This is a genomic window from Bacillus sp. GW823-FHT06B01 (assembly GCF_058952315.1).
The window spans coordinates 1,315,275-1,336,022 of the sequence record NZ_JBXAHR010000001.1 but is presented as its reverse complement, the minus strand read 5'-3'; the positions used below and the strand labels follow the sequence as shown (position 1 = coordinate 1,336,022).

19 protein-coding genes and 1 pseudogene are annotated in these 20,748 nt (G+C 34.0%); 15 read left to right on the top strand and 5 right to left on the bottom strand.

The window, feature by feature from the left end:
* Nucleotides 1-933, top strand: a pseudogene (topB, locus tag AC1Q8N_RS06910) (DNA topoisomerase III); the annotation flags it as partial.
* 562 nt (nucleotides 934-1,495) lie between these two features.
* Here the strand turns inward: topB and alr are convergent.
* On the bottom strand, nucleotides 1,496-2,611 hold the full coding sequence (gene alr, locus AC1Q8N_RS06905; RefSeq protein WP_098080288.1) for an alanine racemase: 1,116 nt from the start codon (nucleotides 2,609-2,611) through the stop codon (nucleotides 1,496-1,498).
* A gap of 534 nt (nucleotides 2,612-3,145) precedes the next feature.
* On the opposite strand from alr, the gene AC1Q8N_RS06900 reads away from it, so the two are divergent.
* On the top strand, nucleotides 3,146-3,304 hold the full coding sequence (locus AC1Q8N_RS06900; RefSeq protein WP_179864976.1) for a hypothetical protein: 159 nt from the start codon (nucleotides 3,146-3,148) through the stop codon (nucleotides 3,302-3,304).
* 630 nt (nucleotides 3,305-3,934) lie between these two features.
* Nucleotides 3,935-5,182, top strand: a complete 1,248-nt coding sequence (locus AC1Q8N_RS06895) for a DUF4153 domain-containing protein (RefSeq protein ID WP_048543244.1) — start codon at nucleotides 3,935-3,937, stop codon at nucleotides 5,180-5,182.
* 126 nt (nucleotides 5,183-5,308) lie between these two features.
* Here AC1Q8N_RS06895 and AC1Q8N_RS06890 read toward each other — a convergent pair whose 3' ends face one another.
* Nucleotides 5,309-6,274, bottom strand: a complete 966-nt coding sequence (locus AC1Q8N_RS06890; RefSeq protein WP_098080290.1) for an arsenic resistance protein — start codon at nucleotides 6,272-6,274, stop codon at nucleotides 5,309-5,311.
* A 268-nt stretch (nucleotides 6,275-6,542) separates the two neighbouring features.
* On the opposite strand from AC1Q8N_RS06890, the gene AC1Q8N_RS06885 reads away from it, so the two are divergent.
* The 5 genes from AC1Q8N_RS06885 (at nucleotide 6,543) to AC1Q8N_RS06865 (ending at nucleotide 11,966) form a co-directional block, all read left to right on the top strand.
* A complete protein-coding gene (locus AC1Q8N_RS06885) occupies nucleotides 6,543-7,235 on the top strand; it encodes an FMN-dependent NADH-azoreductase (protein WP_048543242.1) in 693 nt (230 codons plus the stop codon).
* Nucleotides 7,236-7,470: 235 nt separating this feature from the next.
* Nucleotides 7,471-8,826 (top strand): branched-chain amino acid transport system II carrier protein, encoded by a 1,356-nt coding sequence (gene brnQ / locus AC1Q8N_RS06880; protein ID WP_142312321.1) that lies wholly within the window; start codon nucleotides 7,471-7,473, stop codon nucleotides 8,824-8,826.
* 83 nt (nucleotides 8,827-8,909) lie between these two features.
* A complete protein-coding gene (locus tag AC1Q8N_RS06875) occupies nucleotides 8,910-9,329 on the top strand; it encodes a VOC family protein (RefSeq protein WP_000750864.1) in 420 nt (139 codons plus the stop codon).
* 332 nt (nucleotides 9,330-9,661) lie between these two features.
* Nucleotides 9,662-11,311, top strand: a complete 1,650-nt coding sequence (locus AC1Q8N_RS06870; protein ID WP_098049259.1) for a copper resistance CopC/CopD family protein — start codon at nucleotides 9,662-9,664, stop codon at nucleotides 11,309-11,311.
* Between the two features lie 34 nt (nucleotides 11,312-11,345).
* Nucleotides 11,346-11,966 (top strand): YcnI family copper-binding membrane protein, encoded by a 621-nt coding sequence (locus AC1Q8N_RS06865; protein WP_098080294.1) that lies wholly within the window; start codon nucleotides 11,346-11,348, stop codon nucleotides 11,964-11,966.
* A 42-nt stretch (nucleotides 11,967-12,008) separates the two neighbouring features.
* On the opposite strand, the gene AC1Q8N_RS06860 is transcribed toward AC1Q8N_RS06865, so the two are convergent.
* On the bottom strand, nucleotides 12,009-12,914 hold the full coding sequence (locus AC1Q8N_RS06860) for a DMT family transporter (protein WP_000192802.1): 906 nt from the start codon (nucleotides 12,912-12,914) through the stop codon (nucleotides 12,009-12,011).
* A gap of 97 nt (nucleotides 12,915-13,011) precedes the next feature.
* On the opposite strand from AC1Q8N_RS06860, the gene AC1Q8N_RS06855 reads away from it, so the two are divergent.
* The 4 genes from AC1Q8N_RS06855 to AC1Q8N_RS06840 all read left to right on the top strand — a co-directional run bounded on the left by AC1Q8N_RS06855 (nucleotide 13,012) and on the right by AC1Q8N_RS06840 (nucleotide 15,814).
* Nucleotides 13,012-13,881, top strand: coding sequence for a LysR family transcriptional regulator (locus tag AC1Q8N_RS06855; RefSeq protein WP_098080296.1), 870 nt, complete (start codon nucleotides 13,012-13,014; stop codon nucleotides 13,879-13,881).
* Nucleotides 13,882-14,001: 120 nt separating this feature from the next.
* A complete protein-coding gene (locus AC1Q8N_RS06850; protein WP_048543237.1) occupies nucleotides 14,002-14,433 on the top strand; it encodes an Rrf2 family transcriptional regulator in 432 nt (143 codons plus the stop codon).
* Between the two features lie 70 nt (nucleotides 14,434-14,503).
* Entirely contained in the window at nucleotides 14,504-15,154 is a 651-nt protein-coding gene (locus AC1Q8N_RS06845; RefSeq protein ID WP_048543236.1) for a DsbA family oxidoreductase, read from the top strand.
* Between the two features lie 57 nt (nucleotides 15,155-15,211).
* The gene (locus AC1Q8N_RS06840; protein WP_001277030.1) at nucleotides 15,212-15,814 is read left to right on the top strand and encodes a nitroreductase family protein; all 603 of its coding nucleotides are present in this window, start codon (nucleotides 15,212-15,214) and stop codon (nucleotides 15,812-15,814) included.
* A 151-nt stretch (nucleotides 15,815-15,965) separates the two neighbouring features.
* On the opposite strand, the gene AC1Q8N_RS06835 is transcribed toward AC1Q8N_RS06840, so the two are convergent.
* Nucleotides 15,966-16,385 (bottom strand): GNAT family N-acetyltransferase, encoded by a 420-nt coding sequence (locus AC1Q8N_RS06835; protein ID WP_098068209.1) that lies wholly within the window; start codon nucleotides 16,383-16,385, stop codon nucleotides 15,966-15,968.
* A gap of 183 nt (nucleotides 16,386-16,568) precedes the next feature.
* Between AC1Q8N_RS06835 and AC1Q8N_RS06830 the strand changes: the two genes are divergently transcribed.
* From AC1Q8N_RS06830 to AC1Q8N_RS06820, 3 genes are all read left to right on the top strand, one after another.
* Nucleotides 16,569-16,703, top strand: coding sequence for a hypothetical protein (locus tag AC1Q8N_RS06830; protein ID WP_000997339.1), 135 nt, complete (start codon nucleotides 16,569-16,571; stop codon nucleotides 16,701-16,703).
* 103 nt (nucleotides 16,704-16,806) lie between these two features.
* A complete protein-coding gene (locus AC1Q8N_RS06825) occupies nucleotides 16,807-18,417 on the top strand; it encodes an amidase family protein (protein ID WP_098122777.1) in 1,611 nt (536 codons plus the stop codon).
* A 178-nt stretch (nucleotides 18,418-18,595) separates the two neighbouring features.
* On the top strand, nucleotides 18,596-19,609 hold the full coding sequence (locus tag AC1Q8N_RS06820; RefSeq protein ID WP_098068211.1) for an AI-2E family transporter: 1,014 nt from the start codon (nucleotides 18,596-18,598) through the stop codon (nucleotides 19,607-19,609).
* An 85-nt stretch (nucleotides 19,610-19,694) separates the two neighbouring features.
* Here AC1Q8N_RS06820 and AC1Q8N_RS06815 read toward each other — a convergent pair whose 3' ends face one another.
* A complete protein-coding gene (locus AC1Q8N_RS06815) occupies nucleotides 19,695-20,639 on the bottom strand; it encodes an L-lactate dehydrogenase (protein WP_000715320.1) in 945 nt (314 codons plus the stop codon).
* Nucleotides 20,640-20,748 lie beyond the last annotated feature (109 nt).

Below are 20,748 nucleotides of genomic sequence, written 5' to 3'. Positions count from 1 at the left end.
CTGATTGCGGCGCATTATGAAGTAGCAATCTTTGACTACACAACGATTACAACTCTTGTAGACGAACGTGCTGAATTCATTTCAAAAGGAAAACAGCAAATTCAAGAAGGTTGGCGTAAAGTTATTTTCCAAGATGATAAAGATGACGAAACAATTCTTCCAATTGTCGCAGAAGGTGAACAAGGGAAAGTTGTAAAGGTGAAAGTGAAAGAAGGAAAAACACAGCCACCGAAGCGTTATACAGAAGGACAACTTATTACGTTAATGAAAACCGCAGGTAAGTATTTAGAGAACGAAGAACTTGAGAAAGTATTAAAGAAAACAGAAGGTTTAGGTACAGAGGCAACTCGCGCTGGAATTATTACGATGCTGAAAGACCGTAAATATATAGATGTGAAGAAAAACCAAGTGTATGCAACCGATAAAGGGAAAGTATTAATTACCGCAATCGGTGATAAAATACTAGCTTCACCAGAAATGACAGCGAAATGGGAGCAGCGTCTTGCAGAAATCGGGGAAGGCACAGCATCACCAGCTACATTTATGGAACAAACGAAAAAGCTATCAGCGAAAATTATTGAAGATGCAGTGGAAATGTCGGAGAAATGGGATTTCACTGGATTACATGTTGAATCGATAGAGCGAAAAGGATCGAAATTTACAACAGGTAAAAAGGTTGGTAGTTGTAAAAAGTGTGATGGCGATGTGATTGATAAATCAACATTTTACGGTTGTTCTAACTACAACACGACACAATGTGATTTTACCATCTCAAAGAAAATATTAAGTAAAACAATTTCGCAAAAGAATATGACAAAGCTCTTAAAAGGTGAAAAGACCGATTTAATTAAAGGCTTTAAAAAAGGCGAGAAAACGTTTGATGCGATGTTAGAGTGGAAAGATAATAAGATTAATTTTGTGTTTGAGAATTAAGTGGTGTCAATAAATAAAAAAGTTCTTTCTTGAGTAAAAGCTTCTGTAACAGACTAGGTTTGAAAAAATATTTATAGAAAAGAAAAAGCATGACAAATTTATGTCATGCTTTTTCTACAATTAGTCAAGCTATATTTATCTGGAACATCTGGGTATGAAGATGCATTGTATATGGTGGAAACAATTTTCCACCATATTAATTTAATATAGCTTGGTCCAATTGAAGTGTCCAAAAGGAAAAATTAATTAGACTGGGGAACAATTAACTAGGCTAGAGAAAAATCAGAAGGAGATAATTTTCCGTTAATTCTGTTAAAATTCTGATTTGAACATTAAATAAAATCTCATGAATGGAAGGCTTGATTTCAAAATAAATTATATGAATGGGAGTGTTATAAATTAGGTAGAAGTATAAATATTAACAAAGAACATGTTTTGAATAAAGCTACATATTTATTCTGGAAAAAAGGGTTATGACGCTACATCCATTTCATATCTTTTCAACATAGTGACCTAATACATAACAATTGAGATAATTATGATGAATACTGTCTTTAGCTGGTTATTTGTAAATTCTAGGGACTCTCTGACCTAAGTTACAAGCAACTTCATACGATATGGTTCCTAACATATTTGCCACTTCATCTAATGATATGAAATAATCCCCTTGACCTCCATAAACTACTACTTCATCACCAATATTTACATCCTTAATATCAGTAACATCAATCATACAAAAATCCATACATATTCTACCAAAAACAGGAGCTATTTGTCCGTGTATAAGGACATAAGCCGTTCCAGATAATCGCCTCGAATACCCATCTGCATAACCAATTGGAATAGTTGCAATAATTGCTTTATCTCTTTCAATACTAGTTGCTCCATATGATACGCCATCCCCCTTCTCAAATGTCTGGATATAGATGACTTTGGTTTTTAACTGCATTGCTTGTTTAAGATTAACTTTTGTTTTATTCACCTCTTTAGATGGATAAAGGCCATACATTGAAATACCAATACGAACCATATCGTAGGTCATATCTGGCATTTCTATTGTTGCAGCACTATTGGCAATATGAAATATGGGAATAGAAACTTTTTGTTTCTCCAATTCTTCCAATAACCTTCTCCATCGGTTCTTTTGCTTTTCTGCATACCGTATGTCGGCTTCATCTGCGGTAGCAAAATGCGAGTACACTCCTTCTAGATACAGCCCATCCATTTTTGACACGATATGGATAAAATCACTTGCTCCTTCTGCTTGAAGTCCCAATCGTCCCATCCCTGTATCGACTTTGACGTGAACCTTTGCCTTTTTTCCTAAGATTTGCCCAGACTTTGATAAAGCTTCTGCATGTTCCATATCAAAAATTGATTGTGTTAAATCCCAATAAACAACATGATTCGATGCTGATGGAGGTGTGTATCCAAGTATAAGTATAGGTGCCTGAATATCTGATTTTCGTAGTTTAATAGCTTCTTCTAAACTGGCCACCGCTAGATAATCCACTCCACTATTAATCGCTTTTTGGGAAACCTCGACAGCACCGTGCCCATAACCATTCGCTTTTACGGTGGCCATTATTATTGTTGAGTTAGGTATTATTTTTCGAAATTCACTAATATTATGTGAAATATTACTAAGGCTAATTTCAGTCCATATTGGTCTATACATCATTTCCCCCCACTTTAGGTGAATTTTCAATGATCGTTTCAAGTAGCTCATTAAACGGATTGCCCACTGATTGTGAACTTTTTAAGAGCAGCCTTTTTTTCGTCTTCCTAGGGAATTAATTAACTTCCAACACATAAGGGAGACTATACAGGACGGCCGTCTGTAAGCTTAAAGGCGTTAAACACTATATTCATACCATTGCTAAAATTTTTACATACTTGCACTAATCCAAAAAGGTCCACACAATAAGTATTTTTACGGTCTTATGGTAGGGTGTGGAACCACCAAGATAGATGGTAGCTAGGAAATATGATGGTGGGTCATCCCCCTTTAGATTAATTAAATTCAAATAAATTGTATAAGGAGTTATTCTATTAAATGGCCCAATTGTTAAATAACATGACCAGCATTTTTTAAACAACTTTATTATGTTTTAAAAGAATTTATTGTAAATTAAAATTCTTTCTTATCTCTGGCCATCTTCATTTTCTCTTACATTTTGAAACTTTGAGTTTTGTTCTTCATCTTAAATATGTGTTAGAAAATAAATTTAGTAATAAAAGAGCTACTATTGCTAAAATAAAAATGTTAACGGGCCTATATCAAGGGTTGAAACCAGAAGTAGCGAAATACTTAGAAGAAAAAGTCTACTTTCATAATAAACAAATTTCTAATGTGGCAAATAAAATGTGATTATTTTAAAAGATACTGATTCATAAAAGAGTAGTAAAAAGCAAATCGAAGTTGCTGTTATCTTATTTAAAGTGGATGAAAATATATAAAGGAAGATTAGATATTTTAGGATTGCTTAGAGTTTATTTTTGGCTAGGAAACTTATATATTTATCATTACTATTTCGTGAGTCATAAGGTACATTTTACAATTTACAAGTGAAAAAATATTCCTTTATAGTTGAAGGTACTTTTTATGTCAGGTACTTTAATTTTAAAAAAACTATGAAGCATAAAAATTCGGAAGAAAAAGTTCTTTACTTTGGGACAAGTGGTTTCAACAAATAAAAAAGTATGCCAATTAAACTGTACCCTATAGAGTATACACTGAAAAAATCTATTTTATAGGGAACTTCTTTTATATAAAGGAAAAATAAGGAATTAGAAAATGGAAATAAGCAATTAAGAGAACAACCAAAAGTAGCTTACACCAATGTTTGTGAAAGTATGCAATAAAAATATTTTATAAAATAATAAATATTTATTGTAAAACGATAAAAATTATATTAAAATCAAAAACAGAATAAATAATTATGGTGCTTTTTATAGAAAAGTTAACAACGTTATTTTTAAAATTAGAGGAGGTATAAATATGGACATTAACAATTTGATTATTGAAAATATGGATAACCCTCATGAGTTGGAGAGAATGTATAGAAAAGACCCGAAAGCTTTTAAAAAGTCATTCTCACAAGCATGGGATAAAAATCCTGATTCTCAGGTGCTAGCTGCTTGGTATGAAAGATTGCATTTCAAGGAGACGGCAAATAAAGAAAAAATATCGCTGTTTCAAAAAGGTTTCTTATTCATGGGCATGTTAGCTATTCTAGCTGGGCTAAGCACTAGAATCATTTTCCACTTTGTCGAGCAGGAAGCAATTGCTCCAATTAACTTGGCTTTTGGTGTAATTCCCTTTATTGCTGCTTATTTTATTTACAATAATACCCCGAAAAAAAGTATTATTTACTTACTTGCAGCGTTGTTCCTAATTGCCGGGTTGTACCTTAATATGTTGCCATTAAATTATAAAGACAGCAGTATCCTTGCGTATTTACATCTTCCTATATTGCTATGGGTCTTATTGGGACTTGCGTTTACGGGAAATGAATATTCAAAAGGTAGTACAAGATTAGCGTATATTAAATTTAATTTAGAATACGGTCTTCTCTACGCAAGCATGGCAGTGAGCGGAATGATACTAGCATTATTCACCATGCGATTATTTAGCTTTGTTGACTTGGATATAGGAGAGTTCTATTTTAGTAATGTTGTTTTATTTGGAGCTGCCGCTCTCGCTGTAGTGGCTGCATACTTAGTATCATTGAATCTTAAACTTGCTAAAAATATTACACCATACATATCTAAAATTTTTAGTCCGCTTGTCTTGATCACATTGTTTATTTATCTTATAACGGTAATTTGGGTCGGGAAAAATCCATTCTTGGATCGTAATTTCCTAATGGCCTTTAACGGAATACTCCTTGGTGTATTGGCTGTTACTATATTTTCTATCGTTGAGAGTGATTCAGACGAGAAAAAGAGCATTTCAGATTATATAAATTTTGCCTTAATTGTTCTGGCGCTTATTATTGACACTGTCGCATTGTCAGCCATTGTATTCAGACTTTCTTCTTACGGGATTACACCTAATAGACTTGCTGTTTTAGGTGTAAACATACTGATCTGGGCAAATCTCATTTGGATTATGTTCTCCTATATGCGTTTCTTGCAAAACAAATCAGGGCCGACAGCTATCCAATATGCCGTTACGAAGTATTTACCAATCTACGGACTTTGGGCAGCTTTCGTAATATTTATTTTTCCTATAATGTTTAATTAGAAAGGCTTTGTTAATGTAACGACAAGCTAATTTTCTATAACGTATAAAATCCTTAGAGCTGATAATTATCGTTACTTCTATAATTTCTCGACAATAAAAAAACGTCCTAAAGTAGGACGTTTTTTATTATGTATATCGCTGTTTTCTCTTAATAAGCAACAACACTTGTGAAACACAAGCAAGTACTGGTAGTTCAATCAACGGTCCAATAACGAGTGCAAGTGCAATAAGAGGCTCGTCCGGAAAAGCTGTTACAGCAATAGCGAGTGCAACAGGTGAGTTTCTTGCTAATGTTGTTAAGTTTAAACTTACTGTATCTTTATAAGGTAAACGCATTATGCGTCCGATAAATTGTCCCAGTATAAAATTAATGATGAAGAACAATAGAACAGGAATGAGTAGTAATAAAACCACATTCATATTTTGTAGTAAATATTTTCCTTGTGATGCAAACATCGCTACGATAGCTAAACTTAAAAATACAATTTGAGCAGAGCTGAAAAACGGAATGAGTTTATTCTCGAGTGTTTCAGTTCTTTTCATTTTATTCATAATGAATTTTGTAGCGTGTGCAAGTACAAATGGTAAGACGATTACGATAACAATACTTTCTACTAAAATCGAAACTGCTACAGTCTTCATGACACCAGCAAATAAAAATAAATAAATGGGAAGGAGTAGTACTTGCAAAATTAAATTCACAGGCAAAATTGCAGTAGAAAGTGCTACATTTCCTTTCGCTATTTCAGTAAAGATTAAGTACCAATCTGTACATGGAGTAACCATTAACATAATAAATCCAACCCAAAGTGCCGGGTGATCTGAAAGAAATAGTGCACCTAATCCCCAAGCGAGTAAAGGTGTCCATAAAAAATTAATAGTAAGGCTCGTTCCAGCGAATTTTAAATTGCGGAATCCATTTTTTATTTCTTTCAATGGAATGCTGAGAAATAATCCATACAGCATGAAAAATAAGAAGGGGACAATAAATAGCTCTGAATACATATGTATCAAATTAAATTGTCCGAGTACGATGCCGCATGTAACAGCAAAAAGAATAATGAAAGTTTGAATCTTTTCTATAGTGCTCATGAGTAAATCCTTTCTAAATATGAATTGCCCTCTCTACATCCATTATACAAACAATAAAGTTGCAATGGGTGTATGAATTGTATTGTGGTCTTTATTTAAAGTTACTTGACTAAAGTAAGTTACTGTATTACAATCACTTACATAAGGTAATTAAATAACAAAAAGTTTTTTGTGTTTGTACTTAAGGTATCTATTGGAACTTTTTACTAGAATAAGAATTTTTATGATGATGAATAATGAATATGATAAGAAAGTTTAGGTGAAGAAAATGGGATTATTTAGCTCGTTATTTGGTAAAAAAGAAGAAAATACAAAAGTAGAGGGGAATAAAACAATGTCAAAAGTATTATTTGTAAAAGCAAACGATCGTCCAGCGGAGCAAGCAGTTAGTTCAAGAATGTATGAAACATTTGTAAGTACTTATAAAGAAGCGAACCCAAATACAGAAATTACGGAGTTAGATTTATTCGCATTAGATCTTCCGTATTACGGAAATATCGCTATTTCAGGTGGATACAAACGTAGTCAAGGAATGGAGTTAACAGCAGAAGAAGAGAAGGCTGTAGCTACGGTAGATCAATATTTAAATCAGTTTTTAGAAGCTGATAAAGTTGTATTTGCCTTTCCACTATGGAACTTCACAGTGCCAGCGCCATTAATTACGTATATTTCATACTTATCTCAAGCTGGAAAAACATTTAAATATACAGCAAATGGTCCAGAAGGTTTAGCTGGCGATAAGAAAGTCGTTGTATTAGGTGCGCGTGGTTCAGATTACTCTTCAGAACAAATGGCTCCTATGGAAATGGCAGTGAATTATGTAACGAATGTGCTTGGGTTCTGGGGAATTACAAATCCAGAGACTGTTGTAATTGAAGGGCACAATCAATATCCAGATCGTTCACAACAAATTGTTGAAGAAGGTTTAGAGAACGTTAAAAAAGTAGCGGCGAAATTTTAATTGATAGTAAATATAAAAAACCAACATGGATGACCATGTTGGTTTTTTAGTCTATTTCTATGTTAAAAAATGTATATTTATAAAATAAATGAAAAGTTTGAAAATAGTATTGCAAAATATTATATAGCAAACTATAATGAGTTCAAGAATAGTTGATATTCGAACCAAAGATTCAGAAAATTCAATTAGTTAAAAATGGAAAATGAGATAAGGAAATTTGAATGGGGGTTATATTATGGCGAATAAAGTACCGTTTTCGTTCATAGTAGTTATTGGATTAATGTTATTTGCACTATTTTTTGGAGCAGGAAATTTAATATTCCCGGCAATGCTAGGGCAATCGGCAGGAGAGAATGTATGGATTGCTAATGCTGGATTTTTAGTAACAGGTGTTGGATTACCACTACTAGGTGTACTAGCATTTGGTTTTTCGGGTAAAGATGATTTACAGTCATTAGCAAGTCGAGCTCACCCAGTGTTCGGGATTGTGTTTACAACAGTTTTATACTTAGCGATTGGCCCGTTATTTGCAATACCAAGAACAGGAAATGTTTCTTATGAAATTGGTCTTAAACCGTTTATGCCAGAAGGATTAGGTTCTACACCTTTAATTCTTTTCACAATTGTATTCTTTAGCATCACTTGTTTTTTTTCGCTAAATCCTGCGAAAATTGTCGATATTGTTGGAAAAATCTTAACGCCAATTAAGTTAACTTTCATTGGTATTTTAGTAATCGTTGCTTTTATACATCCGATTGGAGATATGCAAGCACCAGTGGAAGCTTATACATCACATGCATTCTTTAAAGGGTTCCAAGAAGGATATTTAACAATGGACACGCTTGCATCATTCGTATTTGGAATCATCATCATTAATGCAATTAAAGAAAAAGGTGCGAAAACGAAAACACAGATTATGATCGTTTGTGCAAAAGCGACAATCATTGCAGCATCTATTTTAGCAATTATCTATACAGCTCTTTCTTATATGGGTGCTTCAAGTGTTGCAAAGCTTGGACATTTAGAGAATGGTGGAGAAGTATTAGCGAAAGTTTCTAACTACTATTTCGGATCATATGGTGGAGTATTATTAGGATTAATGATTACAGTAGCGTGTTTAACAACTAGTGTGGGACTTGTATCAGCATGTTCTTCATTCTTCCATAAGTTATTCCCAAATGTCCCTTACAAAGCAATTGCAATCATACTATGTGTATTTAGTGCAATTGTTGCAAACGTAGGATTAACACAATTAATCGCAGTTTCTGTTCCAGTACTAACAGCAATTTATCCACTAGCAATCGTATTGATTTTCTTAACATTCTTCCATTCATTATTCAAAGGAAGAGCTGAAGTTTATCAAGTGAGCTTAATCGTAACATTTATCATCAGCTTATTCGATGGATTAAGTGCAGCTGGAGTTAATATTGAAGTAGTAAGCCGAGTGTTCACTAAATTCCTTCCGATGCAAGAAGTAGGATTAGGATGGATCTTCCCAGCAATTATCGGTGGATTTATCGGATATGGCATTAGCGTTTTAAAAGCAAAAAATCAAGTTCAACCAGCTAGTGCGAATAAGAAAATAGGTTAAATAAAAAAGTTATAGAACTTGTTTCTATAACTTTTTTTGTTACTATTAATAATGAAAGAAAATAAAGTAGTAGGGGAAATAAAATGAAAAAAACAATTGATCATATCGGCATCGCAGTTCGAGATATAGAAAGTACGATACATTTTTATGAAAAGGTGTTGTTAGGAACTTTAATAGATCGTTACGTAAGTGAAGCTCCTGGTGTGGAAAGCGAAGTAGCCATTCTTGAAGTGGATGGAGATAGAATTGAATTACTTGCGCCTACGAATAATACGACATCTCCAATTGCCCGATTTATAAAGCAAAAAGGTAAAGGTGTTCATCACGTTGCGTACCGTGTCGATGATTTAGATGTAGCTTTAGAAGAGTTAAAAGAACAAGGTATTCGAACGTTAGAGCATACACTTCGAATTAATAAGCACGGTAGAAGATTAATATATCTTAACCCAGCGGATACAGAGGGAACAATCATTGAGTATTGTGATTATCCAGAAGAGAAGTAAAGAAATTTTATGATGGAAGAAGGGTATTGCGTAATAACGTAATACCTTTTTCATTTATGTATTTCACACTTTTTTCACAAATGATTCACGATAACTTTGCTTCTTTAGGAACTTACATAAATATATTTTATGATATAATAACAATCGACTTTAAAAATGTAAGTTGTATCCATGAAGGTAGTTACTATTGTATTGGAAGTTAAGAGGTGAGAGAGAAATAAAAAGTTACACTGTATAGAAATTTATATTTAATCAGGTTAATATTTCGTCGAAGAATGAAACTTGGGAAGTTTAAGGAATGAAAAGATAGTGATGAGGAAGAAAGAAGTGAAATGATTGTGAAAGTAATGAGAAGGTTAGGGGCATGGCTATTAATTGCGTGTGTACTTATCATATTGATACCAAAAAGTGCATCTGCTCATGCGTACATTGTGAAATCAAACCCTGCTGAAAATGAAACGTTGAAGAAAGCGCCATCTGTAGTGAAAATTGAATTTGATGAGGATATACAAGTTTCGCATTTTAATACATTGTTTGTAAGAGATACCTCAGGTACAAGAGTAGATTTAAAAGATGCTCATATCGATAAGAAAGACAAAAAAATATTAGAAGTAGGCTTAAAAGAAAACTTGAAAAACGGACTCTACTCTATTCAGTGGAAAGTGATTTCTGCTGACGGGCATCCTATTCAAGGAGTGATTCCGTTCCGAATTGGGTCAGAGGAAGCGGGAGCAGACGATATACAAGTAGAAGAGATGGGGTATGTCCCGCAAATAGATATGATTATGGAACGTGGAGTTTTATATACAAGTTTCTCACTATTTATAGGCGTGCTATTCTTTAATCTTATTATGTATAAAGGGAATGCCACCTCGGTTCGATCAAGGAGTAAGAACATAATATGGATCTCATTATTGGGTATATTGATTAGCTTATTATTCAATCTACCATTGCAAGCGAAAATAAATGCTGATGTTTCATGGTTAGAAGCATTCGATCCGTTACTATTAAAAGAAACATTACAGCTTTCTGTTTTTGGATATGTATGGATTACTCAAATGGTTCTTATTAGTTCGCTTATAATTGTTACGTATTTTGCGATGAAGTGTGAGAAGCTGTCGTCGTTTAAAGTATGGAGCATTCCAATACTATTGTTTATCGGGATACTTGTTATGAAAGCCTTTAATAGTCACGCATTTGGTTTAAAGTTTAAAGAGATTGCGGTCGTTATGGACTTTCTACATTTATTCGCAGCTTCGTTATGGATTGGTGGTCTATCATCTATTGTTCTTCTTTTACGTAAAGAGGATGATAAGTGGAGTATGTATTGGGATATGATTAAGCGCTTTTCACCGTGGGCAACAGGTGCTGTCATCGTAATTTTAATAACAGGTCTTTTTAACAGTACATTCTTTATACCAACAATACACTCGTTATTTGATACGAAGTATGGATTAGCTTTATTAGCAAAGATACTTTTATTCATTTTCATGGGGATATTGGGAATTGTTCATTATGTGAAAGGGAAAATGAGAGCGGAGCAAGGTTTAGGCGCTACGGTGAAAGTAGAGTTTATCATAGGAATTATCATCTTTGTCATCGTAGCTTTTATGACAAACGTACAAACACCACCGATGCCTCCTACTGGACCTTTTACAGAGAGTAAGCAATTAGATAATGGATATGAACTTACTTTACATGTAAGTCCTAATAAAGTAGGACAAAATACATTCCATATTACTTTAAAGGATGAGAACGGACAACCTGTTACCGATATGGAGCAAATTATTTTAACTACGCAATCATTGGATATGAACATGGGAAAAGGTTCATTTAAAGTTTCGGCCGTTTCACCAGGAGAATATGAAGCGGAAGGTATGTATATTAACATGACAGGAAACTGGAATATACAAGTGCACGGATTAACAAAATCTCTTGATAGCTTTGATGCGGATTATAAATTTATAGTAGGCGGCAGATAAAGAGAAGGTATAAATAAAAAGGAGTTAATAGAAAATGAAACGTATAAAAAAAATTGGCACAACAATGATCGCAACAATTATTGCAATGGGAATTTTTTCGTTACCTGTTAGTGCGCACGTCACTGTGAAACCAGAAGCTTCGGACGTTAATTCTTGGGAGACTTACACGATAAAAGTACCAGTTGAAAAGAATGTAGCAACGACAAAAGTTACATTGAAAATACCGTCTGGAGTGGAATTCCAACAGTATGAACCAGTACCAGGATGGAAAGTGGAAGAGCAAAAAGATAATGCTGGAAAAGTGAAAACTGTAGTATGGGAAGCAACAGGAGAAGGGATTTTACCCGGTCAGTTCCAGCGATTTACTTTCGTCGCTAAAAATCCGAATAAAGAACAAAAAATAGCTTGGGATGCATATCAACAATATAAAGATGGAGAAATTGTTGAATGGACAGGCGATGAGAAAGCTGAAAAACCACATTCACTTACTACAATTGCAAAAGGTACGTCATTAACAGGGGAACATGGTGAAGTGTCTAATGTAGAAAAGAATGAAAGCACTAGTAATATGCAATTGATAGCAAGTGTCTTATCTATTTTAGCGATTATATCGTCGTTAGGTGCGTGTGTTTTTGTAGTACGTCGTAAAAAATAAGATATGAAAAAGAGCCTACAAACAGTAGGCTCTTTTTCATTTTTATTTCACTTCAACTTGCTGCCTTACAGCAAGTGTTTTCGGCTTTATATTTACGAAACAAATACTCACCACAATAAATAATAGTCCGATGAATAAGCTAATAGTAATGGCCTCATGTAAGAAAATTGAACTTACAATAATAGCGATTAATGGAATAAGAAATGTATAAGCCCCAACTTTACTTGCTTCACCAGCTCCAACAAGAGTAAAGTATGCAAGCCATCCCATTGCAATAACAAAGAATGAAATAAAGAGTAGTACACTAACAAATGGTATACTCCAAGCGATACTAGACCAGCTTTCAAACTCTGAACCAAATCCAATTAAGCAAAGCCCGCCAATAATAAGCTGAAGTGTTACCATCCAAATGGAATTAACGCGGTGCCCAGTCTTCTTAATAAATACTGTGCCAAGTGCCCAGCCAATAGCGCATCCTATCGCGAGAAGGATTCCAATAATAGAAATATGTCCAGTTAAACTACTAGAGCTAATGACACCTACGCCAATAAATCCAAGAACAAGCCCAAAAATTTTTAAGCCGTACATAGATTCTTCAAGCCAAATCCATGAGAAAATGCCCAGTAAAACAGGTTGTAGAAATACAATGGCTGAAAATAACCCAGCGGGCATATATTGAAGGCCTACAGTTTGTAATCCGTAAAATATAATGATGTTAAGTAAAGAAGAAATAACGTATAAATGCCAAGTTTCTTTTAAGTGTAACTCTTTGTATTTCGGTAATGCGAAAAGGAGTAAAATGAATCCTCCAATTAAAGTTCGAACGCCTGCAAATAAAACGGGTGGTGTATAATGCAGGGCAAACTTAGATAAAGGCCAATTGATTCCCCACATGAAAACGAGAAAGGTAAGGATTATGGCCGTCTTAGTTCGAGAAAGCTGTGTCATGGTAAGACCTCCTTGTTGTTATTCATTTCACTATGATATGATATCGACTGTAATAAATAAAATGAATCTTTTTTATAAGGAGTATAAGTGATTAGTAATGACCATTACACAACTGCAAGTATTAATAAAAACTGTTGAGTTAGGTAGTTTTACGAAGGCTGCTCGGGTGTTAAATATGACGCAGCCAGCTGTAAGTCATGCGATTTCAAGTATTGAGTCAGAGTTAGGAGTTACGATTCTTATACGTGATAAACGAAAAGGGCTAATCGTTACGGATGTAGGAAACAGAATTCTTGTGCATATTAGAGAGATTTTGAACGGTGTAGAGAAGATTGAACAAGAAGTTGCGATGGAGAAAGGATACGAAGTTGGGACGATTCGAATTGGGAGTTTTCCGAGTGCCTCTGCACATTTCTTACCCAAAATGATAAACCTTTTTAAGGAGAAGTATCCAAACTTAGAAGTCGTTCTTTGTGAAGGAACGATTAAAGAAGTTGAAGATTGGTTAGTATCGAGGGTTGTTGATATAGGAATTGTTATTTTGCCTAATAAAGAGATGGAGATTGTCCCATTAACGAAGGGGAAAATGGTTGCTATCTTAAGAGATGATCATCCTCTTTGTAAGAAGGACTCTATTGCAATTAGTGATTTAGAGAATGAACCGATCATATTATGTAAGGGTGGATACGAACCACCCATTATTGATATGTTTAAACAAGCAAACGTACCACTTCGGGTTGAGTATGTAATATCGACCGTTACTACAGCTTTAAATATGATTCAAGAAGGGTTAGGTATTGCAATATTAGCTCAATTATCTTTAACGAATTTACCACAGAATGTGCAAACGAGAGAATTGGAACCACAAGTATGGAGAGAAATTGCTTTAGCTGTTCCTTCATTAAAGGATTCCTCAATCGCTGTGCAGCTATTTATTGAAGAATTTCAATCGCTATTTACAGAATAAAAAGAGGTGTCTCATATATCATAATGGGACACTTTTTAATTTACTTATAAAAAATCTATGAAAAGGATTGACTTATCTTTTTGTTGTAACTATAATGATTACATCGAGGTGGTGATCACAATGAAAATTAGTAGCCGCTTTTCTATAGCTGTTCATATTTTATCTATTTTGAAAAACAATCCATCTTCACTTTGTACTTCAGACTATATAGCTGAAAGTGTAAACACAAATCCAGTAGTCATTCGTAAAATGATGTCGTACTTGAAACAAGTTGGTTTTGTATATGTAAATCGCGGTCCAGGTGGTGCGGGATTATTAAAGGATTTACATGAAATCACATTGTTAGATGTATACCATGCAGTAAATGTAGTCGAAGAAGACAAACTATTTCATATGCACGAGCAACCAAATCCAGATTGTCCAATTGGAGCAAATATTCAAGCAGTGTTAGAAGTTATATTAATACAAGCGCAATCCGCGATGGAAGAAATTTTGAGAAATATTACGATGGGGCATTTGTTTGAAACTTTGCAAGAAAAAATGAATGCTTAAATCATATTTATATTTTTTTATTATTAATGTAACTGATTTGATTACAACTATAAAGGTAAGGTGTAAAAGTATGACTGTAAAAATGAAAGTATACTCAGATTTTATATGTCCATTTTGTTTTTTAGCAAAAGGTCCATTAGATGAAGTAGCGAAAGAGAAAGATGTAGAAATTGAATGGATGCCATTTGAATTACGTCCAAGTCCATATTCAAAAATAGATCCATGGAATGAGCCAGAAAAATTAGGCTCATGGGATGCTTTTATTCTTCCAACTGCGAAGAAGTTAGGAATCGATATGCGTTTGCCGCGTGTTTCACCGCATCCATATACACATTTAGCTTTCGAAGGATGTCAATTTGCGAAAGAACGTGGACTAGGAAATGAGTATCATCACCGCGTATTCACAGCATTTTTCCAAGAAGAGCAAAACATTGAAGATATTGATATTTTAACAAAATTAGCGGTAGAAGTAGGTCTTCCTGAAGCTGAATTTAAAGATGCTTTAGTAACTCGTAAATATAAAGAAAAGCATCAAGAAGCAATTCAGCATGCATATGATGAAGCAAATATTATGGCTGTTCCAACTGTCATGATTGGAGATGAAGTCATTCAAGGGCTTGCTAGTAAAGAAACGCTACAAAGAGTCATCGATAAAGAAATTGAAAAGGATAAAACAAATTCATTTGAAGGTATGCAATGTAATACAGATGGATATTGCTAATTCGCTTGTTATGAAATAACAAAATAAATTATAAAACAAATATTTGGAGGAATTAAAATGTCAGCAACTACAACAAATTTAAAAGAAGCAATCGTGAACCGTCGTTCTATTCGTAAAGTAACAAAAAACGATGCAATTACGAAAGAAAGAATTGAAGAAGTTTTAAAAACAGCTTTACACGCACCAACATCTTTCAATATGCAAAGTGGTCGTATGGTTGTATTAATGGATGGAGAACATGAAAAGTTTTGGGATATTGTTAAAGAAACACTAAGAGCCCGCGTACCAGCAGAAAACTTTGAAGCGACTGTAGAAAGATTAAAAGGTTTCCATACAGGTGTTGGGACTGTGTTATTCTTTGAAGATCAAGCAACAGTAGAAAAAATGCAAGAAAATGCACCATTATATAAAGATCAGTTCCCATTCTGGTCTCATCAAGGAAATGCAATGTTACAACATACTGTATGGATGTTATTATCGGCTGAAGGAATTGGCGCATCCCTGCAACACTACAATCCAATCGTAGATGCTGAAGTGAAAGAAACTTGGAACATTCCAGCAGAGTGGAGCTTAGTAGGACAAATGCCATTTGGTGAGCCAAATGAACAACCAGGAGAAAGAACTTTTTTACCTACTGAAGATGTAGTGAAATTTTATTAAGAAATTTAATATATAAAAAGTTAAATAAAAGGAGAGTACGTATTAGTCATATATGTACTCTCCTTTCGTATGCAATGTTAAACTCTTACTGCAAGAACGATTTCCTTCATATGAATCGAAGTTTTTCCTTACAATTAAAAATCTGTTATGTTTATTGTTTTGTAATGACAGTAAACATCCCCGTCATGTTTGGTGAGTAATCCTTAAAATCAAATTTTTCATAGAATGATTCTTTATCTTGTGATGCAAACAAACCGACAAACGCCTTATCAGGGGCATTCTCATGTAAGTATGCAACTAAACGATGCATGATTTCTTTCCCGATACCATGTTTCTGATACTCTGGATGAACTACTATATCTTGAATATAGAAATAGATAGATCCATCGCCGACAATTCTCCCCATGCCGATAATTTGTTCATTATCTTTCACTGTGATGCAGTGAATAGAATGCTTCAGTGAAGTTTCCGCCACTTCAAAATTCATATAATTAGACCAACCAACAGAATCACATAAGTATTTGTACTCTTCTAATGTTGGAATGTTATGTTTAAACTCATATGTTTTCAAAATGTAACCTCCAAGTCCTTAAATACAACCAGTATATAAATTCGACATTTTTTTATCTTTTCCTCCTATGTAACTGAATCCCTTTTGGCTATTGAATTTCGTACAGTTTCCTTATTTGTATTAATTTATAAGAGTTTAGGGGAAAAATATTAGAAATAATGCAGTAGAAAGGGAAGTGGCAAAATGAATGACGAGAAAAAATATACAGTGGTAGGTACTGATGTTGAGGAGGTAAAACGTTTAAATAAGGATTCAGGGTTAACGTATAATCAAGTGAAGGAATTATTAGCGAAGCAAATGAAAAAAAGAATGAATTAAATTGAAATTTTTCATTTTTTCATTTAGCCTTTTAATAAGGAGGGTTATAAGGATAACTCTCTTTTTCAATACAATTGAGCAACTTTTAGAGTGGAGGAACAACATGAAGAAGTGGGTAAAGATAACGCTGTCAATTGCTGGAGGTATTGTCCTATTGGCATGTGCCGGAGGATATTACGTGTATAAAAACTATTTTCCAAAGGAACCTGAGCGTATCGTATACGATAAAGATAGAGTGTTAAAACCGATACATAACCAGTTGAAAGGAATTAACATAGAAAACGTAAAGATAAAAGAAAAAGAAGTCGTAAATGCGACTGTAGATGAGTTTCAAAAAATGATTGATGATGAGAAATTATCATATGAAGAATTAACGAGTATATATCTTTTTAGAATACAAGAACATGATCAAAATGGAATAACATTAAATGCTGTTACAGAGATAAATCCAAATGCAATGGAAGAAGCGCGAAAGTTAGACAAAGAGAGGGATTTAAATAAGAAATCGAACTTATACGGCATGCCGGTTATCGTAAAAGATAATGTACAAACGAAAAATGTGATGCCGACAAGCGCGGGCACTTATGTGTTAAAAGATTGGATTGCAGATGAAGATGCGACGATAGTGAAGAAGTTGAAAGAAGAAGGTGCTTTTGTTTTAGGAAAAGCGAATATGTCTGAGTGGGCAAATTATTTATCCTTTACAATGCCTAGCGGATATAGCGGGAAAAAAGGACAAAATTTGAATCCATACGGTCCGATTACGTTTGATACAGCGGGATCAAGTTCTGGATCTGCTACAGTAGTTGCGGCAGATTTTGCACCACTTGCAATCGGGACGGAAACGACTGGGTCAATTGTAGCACCCGCGACGCAGCAATCAGTAGTTGGATTACGTCCATCACTAGGTATGGTGAGTAGATCTGGCATTATTCCGTTAGCTGAAACACTTGATATAGCAGGGCCGATGGCAAGAACGGTGAGGGATGCGGCAACGTTATTTAATATAATGGTAAGTTATGATGAAAAAGATGCTATGACAGAAAAAATGAAAGATAAAGAAAGAATTGATTATACGAAGGACTTATCAATAGACGGATTGAAAGGGAAAAAAGTAGGAGTTCTTTTTTCAATAGATCGACAAGATGAGAATAGAAAAAAAGTAGCAGAAAAGATTAGAAAAGACCTTCAAGATGCAGGTGCGATATTGACTGATGATATTCAGTTAAACGATGGGGGAGTAGATAATCTGCAAACATTAGAATATGAGTTCAAACATAATGTTAACGATTATCTTGCACAGCAAAAAAATGTACCGGTAAAATCGCTAGAAGAGATTATAGCGTTTAATAAAAAGGATAGTAATAGACGAATAAAATACGGACAAACATTAATTGAGGGATCTGAAAAATCTGCTATAACGAAAGATGAGTTTGAAAAAATAGTGCGATCGAGTCAAGAAAATGCAAGAAAAGAGCTAGATAGATATTTAGTAGAAAAAGGTTTGGATGCTTTAGTTATGATTAACAACGAAGAAGTTCTTCTATCAGCTGTAGCTGGCTATCCAGAATTAGCGGTGCCAGCAGGATATGATAACAATGGAGAGCCAGTAGGTGCAGTGTTTGTCGGGAAGCAATTTGGTGAAAAGGAACTCTTCAATATGGGATATGCGTATGAGCAACAGTCTAAAAATAGAAGATCACCAAAACTGTAAAAGGGTAAACGAAAAATAGAGCTCCACTGAAATATGTTGGTAGGCTAATATGAAAAGAATCTAACAATATAAAAAGAAAAAAAGGATTCTTCTCAATTAATAAGAAAGATTGTCTATAGAAGTTCATAAAATGTAATATATTCAATTTCCATCCATTGAAGGGGGAGGTTAAATCTTAATGAATGAAGTGAAAAATTTCTTTCGAAGTAGAGGGTTCCAACGGTTTCTCGTTTTAATAATAGTAGCGCTTGTATTATATGGATTAAAAAGTATGATTAATTTAATATTAATTACGTTCATACTGACATTTTTAATGGATCGGTTTCAACGTTTTATTTCAAAGAAATTGAAAGTGAATCGGAAAATTGTTATCGCATGTTTGTATATAATATTAGTTACGTTTATCGGCACAACATTATATAAATATTTACCTGTGCTAACGATACAAATTTCCCAATTGATTTATCAGTTTAGGTTGTTTTTTCAAAATCCACCTGATAATGAGATCATTAAATATGCACTGTCAACTATTAATGGGATGGAAGTATCAAAATATATAGAACAAGGTGTAGATGTCATATATCAATCAATTGCAAATATAGGAAAAGTCAGTTTGCAAATACTACTCTCTCTTATTCTAAGTTTATTTTTCTTGTTAGAAAAAGAACGCATAATATCATTTACTTCGAAATTTAAAGAGAGTAATCTGAAGGTTTTTTATGAGGAGATTGCTTATTTTGGTGAAAGGTTTGCAAGATCGTTCGGTAAAGTAATTGAAGCACAGTTTTTAATTGCGGTTGTCAATTGTGTACTAACTGTAATTGCACTTGTGATTTTAGGATTTCCGCAGCTTCTTGTATTGGCCGTCATGGTCTTTCTACTCGGTTTGATTCCTGTTGCCGGTGTAATCATTTCTTTGTTTCCACTTTGTATTATTGCTTATAACGTAGGCGGGGTAATGTACGTTGTATACATACTTGTGTTCATTACAGTAATCCATGCTCTTGAAAGTTATTTTTTAAATCCGAAGTTTATGTCTGCGAAAACGAATTTGCCAATCTTTTATACATTTATGATTCTCATCTTCTCAGAACATTTCCTTGGAATATGGGGGCTTATTATCGGTATACCAATCTTCATTTTCTTATTAGATGTACTTGATGTAAACAATGAGGAACAGTTTAAAAAATAGGAAATGATAGAAAATAACTGATGTTTTCAAGGAATAATCAAAAAAGCAATCCAAAATAAATTGGATTGCTTTTTTGCATGCACGATTAAAGAACTGGAGCCATTGTTTCTTTTAATACTTGAACAGAGTGATCGAATTTTAATTCTTCTTCTTCACTTAATTCCACTTCTAAAATTTCACGAACACCGCCGCGATTTAAAACAGCAGGTACGCCGATATAAACATCTTTTTGACCGTATTGGCCTTCTAAGTAAGCTGATACTGTTAATACGCTATTTTCGTCGTTTAAAATCGCCTTTGTAACACGTAGAAGTGACATACCAATACCATAGTAAGTTGCACCTTTTCGCTCGATAATATGGTAAGCTGCATCACGAACATTTATGAAGATTTTGTCTAAATCTTCTTGCGTGTATGTGTTGTCTTTATCAAGAAGCGTTTGTAGTTTTTGAATACCGACTGATACGTGACTCCAAACAGGAAGTTCCGTATCACCATGTTCTCCGATAATATAAGCATGAATGTTGTGTGGACCAATATCGAAATACTCACCTAACATATAGCGGAAACGAGCAGAATCAAGAGTTGTACCAGAACCGATTACGCGTTCTTTTGGTAAACCAGATTCTTTCCAAGTTACGTAAGTTAAAATATCGACAGGGTTAGTTGCGATTAAGAAGATACCATCAAATCCGCTATCCATAATACTACGAACGATTTGTTTAAAGATTTTCGCGTTTTTCTCAACTAAATCTAGGCGCGTTTCACCTGGTTTTTGTGGTAATCCAGCCGTAATGACTACAAGATCAGCATCTTTACAATCTTCGTAGCTACCTTTCCATACTCTAGTTGGAGCTGGTGCAAAAGGAACAGCATGACTTAAATCCATTGCTTCTCCTTCAGCTTTTGCCTCGTTTACATCAACTAAAACAAATTCTTCAGCTACAGCTTGGTTAATCATGCAGTAAGCATAACTACATCCAACTGCTCCTGTTCCTACTAATACTACACGGTTAATCCCTTTTTTCATTTTAAAATTCCTCGCAATTTCATTGATTTTATTATGTAAGATAATACGTCGTACTTCTATAGAATCATATCTAGTTTATTACATTTTATAAAAGATATTCAAGTATTTG

Bases quoted from the DNA above. Each gene is read 5' to 3' on its own strand.
- AC1Q8N_RS06815 (WP_000715320.1), bottom strand. From the start codon at position 20,639: ATGAAAAAAGGGATTAACCGTGTAGTATTAGTAGGAACAGGAGCAGTT.
- brnQ (WP_142312321.1), top strand. From the start codon at position 7,471: ATGGCGAATAAAGTACCGTTTTCGTTCATAGTAGTTATTGGATTAATG.
- AC1Q8N_RS06895 (WP_048543244.1), top strand. From the start codon at position 3,935: ATGGACATTAACAATTTGATTATTGAAAATATGGATAACCCTCATGAG.
- AC1Q8N_RS06875 (WP_000750864.1), top strand. From the start codon at position 8,910: ATGAAAAAAACAATTGATCATATCGGCATCGCAGTTCGAGATATAGAA.
- AC1Q8N_RS06855 (WP_098080296.1), top strand. From the start codon at position 13,012: ATGACCATTACACAACTGCAAGTATTAATAAAAACTGTTGAGTTAGGT.
- alr (WP_098080288.1), bottom strand. From the start codon at position 2,611: ATGTATAGACCAATATGGACTGAAATTAGCCTTAGTAATATTTCACAT.
- AC1Q8N_RS06885 (WP_048543242.1), top strand. From the start codon at position 6,543: ATGGGATTATTTAGCTCGTTATTTGGTAAAAAAGAAGAAAATACAAAA.
- AC1Q8N_RS06830 (WP_000997339.1), top strand. From the start codon at position 16,569: ATGAATGACGAGAAAAAATATACAGTGGTAGGTACTGATGTTGAGGAG.
- AC1Q8N_RS06820 (WP_098068211.1), top strand. From the start codon at position 18,596: ATGAATGAAGTGAAAAATTTCTTTCGAAGTAGAGGGTTCCAACGGTTT.
- AC1Q8N_RS06860 (WP_000192802.1), bottom strand. From the start codon at position 12,914: ATGACACAGCTTTCTCGAACTAAGACGGCCATAATCCTTACCTTTCTC.
- AC1Q8N_RS06890 (WP_098080290.1), bottom strand. From the start codon at position 6,274: ATGAGCACTATAGAAAAGATTCAAACTTTCATTATTCTTTTTGCTGTT.
- AC1Q8N_RS06845 (WP_048543236.1), top strand. From the start codon at position 14,504: ATGACTGTAAAAATGAAAGTATACTCAGATTTTATATGTCCATTTTGT.
- AC1Q8N_RS06865 (WP_098080294.1), top strand. From the start codon at position 11,346: ATGAAACGTATAAAAAAAATTGGCACAACAATGATCGCAACAATTATT.
- AC1Q8N_RS06850 (WP_048543237.1), top strand. From the start codon at position 14,002: ATGAAAATTAGTAGCCGCTTTTCTATAGCTGTTCATATTTTATCTATT.
- AC1Q8N_RS06870 (WP_098049259.1), top strand. From the start codon at position 9,662: ATGATTGTGAAAGTAATGAGAAGGTTAGGGGCATGGCTATTAATTGCG.
- AC1Q8N_RS06840 (WP_001277030.1), top strand. From the start codon at position 15,212: ATGTCAGCAACTACAACAAATTTAAAAGAAGCAATCGTGAACCGTCGT.
- AC1Q8N_RS06825 (WP_098122777.1), top strand. From the start codon at position 16,807: ATGAAGAAGTGGGTAAAGATAACGCTGTCAATTGCTGGAGGTATTGTC.